10 protein-coding genes are annotated in these 10,199 nt (G+C 59.2%); 4 read left to right on the top strand and 6 right to left on the bottom strand.

Annotated elements, in window-relative coordinates:
* Nucleotides 1–236: 236 nt before the first annotated feature.
* Entirely contained in the window at nucleotides 237–656 is a 420-nt protein-coding gene (asr, locus tag VZP09_RS07805; protein ID WP_328795021.1) for an acid resistance repetitive basic protein Asr, read from the bottom strand.
* Nucleotides 657–820: 164 nt separating this feature from the next.
* Entirely contained in the window at nucleotides 821–2,308 is a 1,488-nt protein-coding gene (locus tag VZP09_RS07810) for a carboxypeptidase M32 (protein WP_032438459.1), read from the bottom strand.
* Nucleotides 2,309–2,524: 216 nt separating this feature from the next.
* Between VZP09_RS07810 and VZP09_RS07815 the strand changes: the two genes are divergently transcribed.
* Nucleotides 2,525–2,617, top strand: coding sequence for a KPN_01571 family protein (locus tag VZP09_RS07815; RefSeq protein WP_004206050.1), 93 nt, complete (start codon nucleotides 2,525–2,527; stop codon nucleotides 2,615–2,617).
* A 30-nt stretch (nucleotides 2,618–2,647) separates the two neighbouring features.
* On the opposite strand, the gene VZP09_RS07820 is transcribed toward VZP09_RS07815, so the two are convergent.
* Nucleotides 2,648–3,898 carry an MFS transporter gene (locus VZP09_RS07820; protein ID WP_023280031.1) on the bottom strand — a complete coding sequence of 417 codons (1,251 nt, stop codon included), beginning with the start codon at nucleotides 3,896–3,898 and terminating at the stop codon, nucleotides 2,648–2,650.
* A 130-nt stretch (nucleotides 3,899–4,028) separates the two neighbouring features.
* Between VZP09_RS07820 and VZP09_RS07825 the strand changes: the two genes are divergently transcribed.
* The 3 genes from VZP09_RS07825 (at nucleotide 4,029) to bioD (ending at nucleotide 7,098) form a co-directional block, all read left to right on the top strand.
* Complete coding sequence (locus tag VZP09_RS07825) at nucleotides 4,029–4,931, top strand: LysR family transcriptional regulator (RefSeq protein WP_002903700.1); 903 nt, start codon at nucleotides 4,029–4,031, stop codon at nucleotides 4,929–4,931.
* Nucleotides 4,932–5,054: 123 nt separating this feature from the next.
* Nucleotides 5,055–6,275 carry a sugar metabolism global transcriptional regulator Mlc gene (gene mlc, locus VZP09_RS07830; protein ID WP_328795477.1) on the top strand — a complete coding sequence of 407 codons (1,221 nt, stop codon included), beginning with the start codon at nucleotides 5,055–5,057 and terminating at the stop codon, nucleotides 6,273–6,275.
* Nucleotides 6,276–6,402: 127 nt separating this feature from the next.
* Nucleotides 6,403–7,098, top strand: coding sequence for a dethiobiotin synthase (gene bioD / locus VZP09_RS07835; RefSeq protein ID WP_002903703.1), 696 nt, complete (start codon nucleotides 6,403–6,405; stop codon nucleotides 7,096–7,098).
* Here the strand turns inward: bioD and clcB are convergent.
* The 3 genes from clcB to VZP09_RS07850 form a co-directional block, all read right to left on the bottom strand.
* A complete protein-coding gene (clcB, locus tag VZP09_RS07840; RefSeq protein ID WP_328795022.1) occupies nucleotides 7,051–8,346 on the bottom strand; it encodes a voltage-gated ClC-type chloride channel ClcB in 1,296 nt (431 codons plus the stop codon). The genes bioD and clcB overlap by 48 nt on opposite strands.
* Before the next feature lie 133 nt (nucleotides 8,347–8,479).
* A complete protein-coding gene (dmsD, locus tag VZP09_RS07845) occupies nucleotides 8,480–9,088 on the bottom strand; it encodes a Tat proofreading chaperone DmsD (protein WP_004209765.1) in 609 nt (202 codons plus the stop codon).
* A gap of 41 nt (nucleotides 9,089–9,129) precedes the next feature.
* Nucleotides 9,130–9,987: a DmsC/YnfH family molybdoenzyme membrane anchor subunit gene (locus VZP09_RS07850; RefSeq protein WP_002903710.1), complete on the bottom strand. Its 858-nt coding sequence runs from the start codon at nucleotides 9,985–9,987 to the stop codon at nucleotides 9,130–9,132.
* Between the last annotated feature and the right edge of the window lie 212 nt (nucleotides 9,988–10,199).

The following is a 10,199-nucleotide window of genomic DNA, read 5'->3' on the forward strand; positions in this document are numbered from 1 at the left end:
GGGAGCGGGTCAGCGATAGCCGCACGGTATTCATTTTAATGAAAAGCTGGTAGAAGCAGCAAAATGCGAACGCGGGATAAATAATTAAGAGAGGAAAAAACGGGTTGCAACCACTGCGCATATAATTAGCAGGATCAGGATGAGCTCAAAACGATAGCGCCGCAGCATAGTGCTCTCCAGAAAAAACGGCGCTGAAACAGCGCCGATTATTAAGAAGGTTGGTTCACCGGGAGGAATTATGCTGCCGGCTGTGCAGTCGGTTTAGCGGCCTGGTGTTTAGTGGTTTTGTGGTGTTTTTTCGCTGCCTGCGCTTTCTGGGCTGCCGGTTTAGCCGCAGCTTTGTGATGCTTTTTCGCCGCCTGAGCTTTCTGCGGAGCAACTGGTTTAGCTGCTACTTTTTTGTGTTTTTTAGCGGCCTGGGCTTNCTGAGCAGCGGCTGGTTTAGCTTCTGCTTTTTTGTGTTTTTTGGCAGCCTGAGCTTTCTGCTCTGCAGCCGGTTTTGCCGCGGCTTTGTGGTGTTTTTTGTGATGGGTGGTCTTGGCAGCCGTGCTGTGGGTGGCAGCCGGTGCCTGAGTGGTGCTTACTGCGTCAGCAGCGAAAGCGGCGGAAGAGAGACCCATAGCAGCGGCAACGACCAGAGCTAATACTTTTTTCATTCTGATATCCTCGAAAAGTTTTCTTAATTTCAACCCCACTGCGGGGCCGGTGAAATCACTATATGCTTGTCTTTTCGAGCTTTCCGTGAGTGTTTGGTATCGGCGTGTAACCGAATGTACAAGGCGGGAACGACAGGACGCGCCGGGTAGCCCGGCGCGTATGATTACAGGTAGCGAGTGGTCAGGTGCTCGCGGAAGTAGCGGCTATTAAGATCCTCACCGGTGGCCTGCTGAATCAACTGCGAGGTGGTGAAGCGGCTGCCATGCTGCCAGATATTCTGCCGCAGCCAGTCGAACAGGGCGCTGAAATCGCCTTCCTCAATATCGCGATCTAATGTCGGCAGCGCGCGGCGGGCCGCGGCCATCAACTGCGCGGCATACATCGCGCCCAGGGTATAGGAAGGGAAATAGCCGAATCCGCCGTCGGTCCAGTGAATATCCTGCATGCAACCATCCCGATAGTTGCCGGTGGTCGACAGCCCCAGCCAGTGCTGCATTTTCTCGTCCCACAGCGACGGGATATCATCTACCTCAATCTCGCCGTCGATCAGCGCACGTTCAATTTCATAACGCAGGATGACATGCGCCGGGTAGCTCACCTCATCGGCATCGACGCGAATAAAGCCGGGTTTCACCTGCTGATTCCAGGCGACAAAATTGTCCTGGCTAAAGGCCGGCCGATCGCCAAACCGCTCGCGCACCGCCGGTAACAGGCGGTTAAGAAACCGCTCGCTGCGTCCCAGCTGCATTTCAAAAAACAGGCTCTGCGACTCGTGGATAGCGGTGGAGCGGGCGAGTCCTACGGGCTGGTCGACCCACGGGCGAGGTAGATTCTGCTCGTAGCGGGCGTGGCCGGTTTCGTGGATCACGCCGAACAGAGCGCTGAGCAGGTCGTTTTCGTTGTAGCGGGTGGTGATGCGCACATCCTGGGGTACGCCGCCGCAGAACGGGTGGGCGCTGATGTCGAGGCGCCCGCCGTCGAAGTCAAAGCCAAGGATACGCATCGCCTGCAGGCCCAGCTCCCGTTGTTCAGCAATGGGGAAACGCCCCTGCGGGGCGATTAGCGTCTGCTTCGCCTGCTTCTCCACCGCCTGGCTAAGCAGGGAAGGTAGCCACGATTTGAGATCGGCGAACAGGCTGTCCAGCCGCGCGCTGGTCATATCCGGTTCGAAAATATCCAGCAGCGCGTCGTAGCGTGAGCCGCCCCTGGCATCGGCGCGGATCTGCGCTTCCTGACGGCTCAGTCTGACCACCTCGCGTAGGTTGTCGGCAAAGCCCGTCCAGTCATTGGCGGGACGCTGGCTGCGCCAGGCATGCTCGCAGCGGCTGCCGGCCAGCGATTTTGCTTCCACCAGGCTCTCCGGCAGCAGCGCCGCCTGATCGTACTGACGCTGCATTTCCCGCAGGTTGGCCTGTTCAACATCATTAAGATCCTGCTGGCGGGCCTCCTGTAACCATTGTCCCACTTTTTTATCGGTCAGGATTTGATGCTGCAGCACGCCGAGCTCGGCCAGCGCTTCGCCGCGGGCGACGCTCCCGCCCGGAGGCATCATCGCGAACATATCCCAGCCGGCGATGGCGGCGAGATGCGAAAAGCGCGACAGGCGCTGAAAGGTACGGGTAAGCTGCTGATAAGGCGTATTTTCAGTCATAGTGGCGTTCGGTCCGTGACAGGTGAATAAAGAGATTATCGCTTTGCCTCTACACTATCCTGATACGCCCGGCGGGTCGAGCGTTGCGCACAGGGGAAGGGAAAGACACATGGCGGGAAAATAAGCTCACCTCTGTGATCGGTGTGACAGAAAACGGTAACATATCGGTACTAAACTGTGATCGATTACACAGGTCTGGAGGTTCGGGGGTGGTTTATGAATCCGTTCACCTGGCTGTTTATTGCACTGCTGTCCGTTGATGCCGTCAGAGAGCTGATGGGCTTGTCTTCCATAATGGGCATGTGGTGAAACGTGGCCCACAGGCCACGTCACACGCGACTATTTCAGTCGCTGATGTAAGCAGGTGCCGGTCAACAGCGCGGCAAGGAGCAGCAGCGCGATAAACCCACCGACGCCGTTCCAGCCGTAGTGATGCCAGAATACCCCGCCTAACGTCCCGGCAAGACTTGAACCCAAATAATAGCTGAACAAATACAGCGATGATGCCTGACCGCGGGCGCGGCGGGCGCGTGGGCCAATCCAGCTGCTGGCGACGGAATGCGCGGCGAAGAAGCCAGCGGAAAACAGCAGCATGCCGATGAAAATAAGCCACAGGGAAGAAAAGAGCGTCAGCAGCAGGCCGCAGAGCATCACCGCTGTAAAGCCAAGCATCACCGGCCCGCGGCCAAAGCGTACGGTCATGGCCCCTGCCTTCGGTGAACTCCAGGTCCCGGTGAGATAAGCTACCGACAGCAGGCCTACCACCGCCTGGCTTAACGACCACGGCGACATCATCAGCCGGTAGCCAATATAGTTAAACAGGGTGACAAAAGCGCCCATCAGCAGAAAACCTTCGACGAACAGCAGCGGCAGGCCACGGTCGCGCCAGTGCAGACGGAAGTTAATCAGCAGCGTTTTCGGTCGCAGCGAGGTCGGGCGGAAATGGCGCGACTCGGGAAGGATACGCCAGAACATAATCGCGGCGGCCAGCGCAAAGCCGCTGATCGCCGCCAGCGCCACGCGCCAGCCGAAGAAATCGGTAAAGACCCCGGTCAGCAAGCGGCCGCTCATGCCGCCGATGGAGTTGCCGCTGATATAGAGTCCCATCGAAAAGGCGACGAAACTGGGGTGGATCTCCTCGCTCAGATAGGTCATGCCGACCGCCGCTACGCCGCTCAGCGACAGGCCGATGAGAGCGCGCATAATCAGGATGCCGTGCCAGCTGGTCATCATGGTCGACAACAGTGAACAGCTGGCGGCCAGCAGCAGGGCGGTGACCATCACCGGCTTGCGGCCTATAGCGTCCGACAGCGGGCCGGTAAACAGCAGGCCCACCGCCAACATCGCCGTGGAAATTGAAAGCGAAATACTGCTGCTGGCCGGCGACACGCCAAACTCGTTCGACAGCACCGGCAGGATCGGCTGCACACAGTAGAGCAGGGCAAAGGTGGCCAGACCGGCGGAGAACAGCGCGAGAGTGACGCGCATAAACTGCGGGGTGCCACGCTTAATAAACGGATCCGGGCGGGATGCACCAGCGACGCTGACCTCGCCCGCCGGCACGGTGTCAACGGTTGTTGTACGACTCACAGAGAATTCCTTGCGTAGAAGTTGCTGCTTACCAACAGAGTGTTGTGACCATTCAGCTCACATTTTTAGGGTATGAAAATGTAAATATTCTGTCTAATATATTAATAATCTCAAATAAGACGTTTTAAATATGAATATCGAGTTGCGTCATTTGCGCTACTTTGTCGCCGTCGCCGAGGAGCTACATTTTGGCCGCGCCGCGGCGCGACTGAACATCTCTCAACCACCGCTAAGCCAGCAGATTCAGATCCTTGAGCAGCAGACCGGCGCTCGCCTGTTTGCCCGTACCAACCGCAGCGTCAGCCTGACGGCGGCCGGAAAGCAGTTTCTCGCCGATAGCCGACAAATCCTCGCCCAGGTGGATGAGGCGGCTGCTCGCGCCGCCCGTCTACACCATGGCGAAACGGGTGAGCTGCGCATCGGCTTTACCTCCTCGGCCCCTTTTATTAAGGCCGTCTCCGATACGCTATCGATGTTTCGCCAACGCCTTCCGGATGTGCATATTCTCACCCGCGAGACTAACACCCGCGAACAGATAGTGCCCCTGAGCGAGGGGGCTCTGGATTTGGGGCTGCTGCGCAATACTCAACTGCCGGACACCCTGGCGTGGGAGCGGGTTCTGCGCGAGCCGCTGTTGGCGATGGTCCCGGCGAATCACCCGCTGGCCCGCCAGCCCTCGGTCAGCCTGGCGGCGCTGGCGCGCGAGCCCTTCGTCTTTTTCGACCCGCACGTCGGCACTGGCCTGTATGACGACATCCTCGGCTTGCTGCGCCGCTACGGCCACACGCCGAAGATTGCCCAGGAGGTGGGGGAGGCAATGACGATTATTGGTCTGGTGGCCGCCGGCCTGGGGGTATCGATCCTCCCGGCCTCCTTTCAGCGCGTCCAGCTCAGTGAAATGCGCTGGCTGCCGATCGACGAACAGGATGCGGTATCGGAGATGTGGCTGGTGTGGTCTAAACACCATGAGCAAGGGGCACTGGCAAAACGCTTTCGTGAGGCGCTGCTCTCCTGGAAAAGCGAGCATAATTGAGGCGAAAAGGGGCTGGAAATGTGCGGTAAATCACAAGGCTAAGTAAAAATTTGACGTTCACCGTCGAAGTGCTTCACCATAGCCGAAAGTTTATTTCGAAGCGCGAAAATAAGGGAGTCAATGGTGGTAGCGGATAGTCAACCAGGCCATATCGATCAAATAAAGCAGACCAATGCGGGCGCCGTGTATCGCCTGATTGATCAGCTCGGCCCGGTATCGCGTATCGACCTTTCCCGATTTGCGCAACTGGCGCCGGCCAGCATCACCAAAATCGTCCGCGAAATGCTGGAAGCGCATCTGGTTCAGGAGACCGAGATCCAGGAGCCCGGCAGCCGCGGCCGCCCGGCGGTGGGGCTGATGGTGGAGACCGAGGCATGGCACTATCTGGCGGTGCGCATCAGCCGCGGTGAGATCCATCTTTCGCTGCGTGATTTAAGCAGTCAGCTGGTGGTGGAGGATCAGCTGGAGCTGGCGCTCACCGACAGCACGCCGTTTCTGACGCGCGTTATCGACCATATTGATCGCTTCTTTATTCNCCATCAAAAGAAGCTGGAACGCCTTACCTCCATCGCCATGACGATGCCCGGTATTATCGATACCGAAAATGGCATTATTCATCGCATGCCGTTTTATGAGGATGTTAAAGATGTCCCGCTCGGCGAAGCGCTGGCCAATCATACCGGGGTGCCAGTCTATATTCAGCATGACATCAGCGCCTGGACTATGGCGGAATCTTTGTTTGGCGCCTCGCGCGGCGCCCGGGACGTCATTCAGGTGGTCATCGATCATAACGTCGGCGCCGGGGTGATCACCGATGGGCGCCTGCTGCACGCTGGCAGCAGCAGCCTGGTGGAGATTGGCCATACCCAGGTCGATCCCTACGGCAAACGCTGTTACTGCGGCAACCATGGTTGCCTGGAGACGATTGCCAGCGTAGAAAGCGTGCTGGAGCTGGCGCAGATGCGCATGGCGCAGTCGATGAGCTCGCTGCTGCACCAGCGTCCGCTGNGCGTGGAGTGGCTTTGTCAGGCGGCGCTGCAGGGCGATTTGTTAGCCCGGGACATCATCAGCGGCGTGGGTAATCACGTTGGGCGAATTCTGGCGATCATGGTCAATCTGTTTAATCCGCAGAAAATTCTGATTGGCTCGCCGTTCAATCTGGCGGCAGAAATTCTTTTTCCGGCAATTTCCAGCTGTATTCGGCAACAATCTCTCCCAGCCTATAGCCGGCATATTACCGTTGAAAGTACTCAATTCTCCAACCGCGGAACGATGGCTGGCGCGGCGCTGGTTAAAGATGCGCTCTATAACGGATCCTTACTCATACGACTGTTACAGGGTTAACATTTTTTCATAGTCACACCAAAAATTGCGCTATCTCAAGCTGACCTCAGACGGCTTCACGTAGACTTTGCCCACCGTTGATTATTTCTCTCCCGTATATTTCATCGACAAAACTGTGGGGTTAGTGATGTTTAAGCGTTTCTTTATTACAGGTACAGACACCTCTGTCGGGAAGACAGTGGTTTCCCGTGCGCTGTTGCAGGCACTTGCTGCCAGAGGCAAAAGCGTGGCTGGGTATAAGCCTGTGGCGAAGGGCAGCAAAGAGACGCCGGACGGTTTACGTAACAAAGATGCGCTGGTGTTGCAGAGCGTCTCCACGCTGGCCTTACCCTATGAGGCTGTCAACCCCATCGCCTTAAGCGAAGACGAGAGCAGCGTGGCGCATAGCTGCCCGATCAACTACGGTCTGCTGTCCGATGGTTTGCAGCGTCTGGCCGCGCAGGTCGAACACGTGGTGGTTGAAGGCACCGGCGGCTGGCGCAGCCTGATGAACGACCTGCGGCCGCTCTCCGAGTGGGTGGTTCAGGAGCAGCTCCCAGTGCTGATGGTGGTGGGGATCCAGGAGGGGTGCATCAACCATGCGCTACTGACAGCCCAGGCGATCGCCAATGACGGTTTACCGCTGATTGGCTGGGTGGCCAATCGGATCAACCCCGGTCTGGCGCACTACGCCGAAATCATCGATGTCCTCAGCAAAAAGCTGCCGGCGCCGCTGATCGGCGAGCTGCCTTATCTACCGCGCGCCGAACAGCGTGAGCTGAGCCGCTACGTCGACTTAGACATGCTCGGCAACGTGATGGCGATAGATCGAATCCCGGCGTAACGTCCGCGACAGCACAGACGACACGACGCAGGTTATCAGCAGACCGGGCAGCAGCGTATAGTGCCCGGTCATCTCGCAAATCATCAGGGTTGACATGATCGGCGCATGGGTCGTGGCGGCCAGAAACGCCGCCATGCCGGTCAAACCCATCATGATGGCCATTTCTTCACTTCCCGGTAGCCACAGCCTGCTGAAGCAGGCAAACAGCATGCCCATCGCCAGGCCGACAAACAGCGTCGGGGTGAAGACCCCGCCAGGCGCGCCGGAGCCGCTGCTGGCCAGCACCGCCAGCAGTTTGCAGATAAATATGCCCACCAGCAGCGCAACGGACGGCGGCAGCAGCAAATAGCTTTGCACTACGCTGTAGCCGTTGCCCCATACTGCCGGGGTGATGAGCGATAAGCCGCCGACAATTAGCCCGCCCAGCGCCAGCTGCCACGGCGGCGCCAGCTTTAGTTTAACGAACCCGCGGTGGCTGTAGTCCATCAGCCAGATAAACAGCGGCCCGCACAGCCCGGCCAGCAGGCCAGTCGCCAGCATTAAGCCATAGTGCAGGGCGCTGAGGTTTTGCTGTAACACGACGTGATACAGCGGCGCGGCGCCGCCATTAAGAAACTGCGTCAACAGCAGGGCGATCACCGCCGAGATCACCACCGGCCCAAGCGAGGCCAGCATCAGCGTACCAAAGAGAATTTCAGCAATAAACAGGCTGCCGGCCAGCGGGGCATGATAGGCGCTGGCCATCCCGGCAGCCGCGCCGCAGGCGACCCATAGCTTCCATTCACTCTGCGGCGTGAAGCGACGGGCAAACAGCGAGGCCGCCAGCGCGGCCAGCAGGATCATGGCGCCTTCCCGGCCAATCGCGCTGCCGGTCACCACGACCAGCAATGACGCCAGTGATTTCACCAGGCTTGCCGGCGTATCGAAACAGCCGTCGCCGGTCTCCAGGGCTTCCATATAATCGGTGGCGGCATGTGGACGCGCGACGCTGCGTCGTTGCCAGAGCCAGAGTAAGGTTCCCGCCGTCAGGCCGCCCAGCGCGGGGGTAACCAGCCGACGCCACGCCGGCAGCGACTGTGCGGCGTTGACCAGGCTCCCGCTGTCATTACTGAGCAACAGCGTTTCCAGCACCACCATAGCGTGGCGAAACAGCGCCACCGCCAGGGCGGCGAGAAGGCCAATCAGGGTGGCGATCAGCAGGCGGCGAAACATCACCTGCACATCAGGATAGGGATGAAGACGATGCATTAGTCACGGCGAGGTTCAGAAAACATTGGCTTATTGTGATAGGGAATAACCTTAGATGCAAAAGCGATAAGTGCGGGTGAAAGGCTGGGAAGCGGCAAAATAAAACCGCGCCGGATACCGGCGCGGCGAAGGGTTAACGATAGAGCGGTTTTTGCGCCACGGCGATCGGCAGATTCTCCTGCCACTGCGCCAGAGTCGCCTGCGCCAGCTGACCCAGCGCCTGATAGAAGGGGTGGGCGGCATGGTCGACAAAGACACTCAGGAAACGCCCGGACCACGGCAGCAGGTGCCAGGCCAGCAGCTGAGCGAACAACGCATCCTGCTCCGTTTCGCACAACCATGCCGCCAGGAGTAGCACGGTGCCGAAATGATCTTCCGGTTCGTTGCCATCGGCCTCCAGCGCGATACCGTTCTCGCGCATCCACTGGCGCAGAGCCAGCGTGGAATCGCCAAACAGCACAGACTCTTTATCCAGCCAGACAGAGCCCCAGGGCGGCGCCGGCAGGGCCCATGGCCCGATAAACAGGCGCTGCCAGGCTTCCGGCAACGTTTCTTCAGCCGATGCGGCAAACCCTGACGCCAGCGGGGCTGCGACCGGGAAGGGCCACTGCTGCTGCCAGCTCCCGTCCTGGAAGGCGGCGACCAGCGGCGCAATTTCCGCGCTATTCGGCGCATAAGAGAACAGCGCGCCCAGGGTGCGGGCGCTTAACGCGACGGCGTCGCGATTTGGGATCGGCATCATCACTTATTCCTTTCTGCGGCGCGCGCCTGCGCGCCGTCTCATTAACCGGCAACCGCCATACCGACGGTCATATGCAGACCATAAAACAGGCCGCGGCCAATACATTCGGCGATCAAGACCAGCAGCAGGCCGATCAGCAGCCCCGTAGCGCGCGGCGGCTGGCGGCGGATCAGCGGACATAGCCAGCAGCCGAGGCCCAGCGCCAGCAGTACCAGGCGTAGCGCCTGGAGTTTGCCGTAATCTGGCAGCAGGGTGGCCGCCTGCTGAACCGAGCTGTGAAGGGTACTGAGCCCGGCGCTTTGCATAATGATAACTGCGGCGCTGATGACCAGCGCGGCCACGCTCAGTCCGGCAAAAAACCAGCCGTTAAAGTCGACTTTCGCCAGCCGCAGCAGCAGGGCGGCAAACAGCGGCCCGCTGAGGAGCACCGTCAGAAAGAACGCGCTGGTGGTGTAGCCATTGTACCATGTTGGCACGGTATTGATTTGGTAAACCCGGGTCATTGCGAGGACAAACAGCAGCCCTAACAGCATGGCGATCGCCAGCCAGACTTTACCCAGCGTCGCTGGCATTTTTTCCAGCACCGCCAGCAGCCACCAGAATCCGCCCACGGCGAAGAACAGAGCGCCGCTGGCGATTTCGTTGCTCAGCGCCGAGGCGCCGATGCGGTTCAGCGAGTTAAACGCGCGCAGCGGTGAACCGAGATGCATCACCGAAGCAAGAAAACCAATGCCCATCAACAGCCAGATAAAAAACATATTGCGCACCAGCCGCCGCCGGGCTTCCCGTTGGTCCCCCAGCGCCAGCCAGCCAAGACCGCTGACGATGGTCGCGCCGACCACGCACTGACCCAGCACCGTAAACAGCACCAGCGGCCATTCATGCCATCCGTTTCCCATCTCACACCTCCTTCGGGTTCGCCAGNTAACCGGTGGTATCGCCACACGGCCGGGCATTGGCGTTAGGTTTGATAACGATACTCGGCCGGGTAAAGTGCGCCGACGGCAGCGGCGCTACCGCGGCCAGCTGGCCGTGCTTAGCGCGCAGTTCGGNAATCGGCCCNAAATCCAACGCCCGCAGCGGGCAGGACTCGACGCAGATCGGCTTTTTC

Source organism: Klebsiella sp. EMBS2024 (assembly GCF_036233805.1).
GTDB classification, from domain to species: Bacteria; Pseudomonadota; Gammaproteobacteria; order Enterobacterales; family Enterobacteriaceae; genus Klebsiella; species Klebsiella pneumoniae.

Coding starts and splice junctions, on each gene's coding strand:
- VZP09_RS07810 (WP_032438459.1), bottom strand. CDS start 2,308: ATGACTGAAAATACGCCTTATCAGCAGCTTACCCGTACCTTTCAGCGC.
- VZP09_RS07850 (WP_002903710.1), bottom strand. CDS start 9,987: ATGGGAAACGGATGGCATGAATGGCCGCTGGTGCTGTTTACGGTGCTG.
- clcB (WP_328795022.1), bottom strand. CDS start 8,346: ATGCATCGTCTTCATCCCTATCCTGATGTGCAGGTGATGTTTCGCCGC.
- VZP09_RS07825 (WP_002903700.1), top strand. CDS start 4,029: ATGAATATCGAGTTGCGTCATTTGCGCTACTTTGTCGCCGTCGCCGAG.
- dmsD (WP_004209765.1), bottom strand. CDS start 9,088: ATGATGCCGATCCCAAATCGCGACGCCGTCGCGTTAAGCGCCCGCACC.
- VZP09_RS07815 (WP_004206050.1), top strand. CDS start 2,525: ATGAATCCGTTCACCTGGCTGTTTATTGCACTGCTGTCCGTTGATGCC.
- bioD (WP_002903703.1), top strand. CDS start 6,403: ATGTTTAAGCGTTTCTTTATTACAGGTACAGACACCTCTGTCGGGAAG.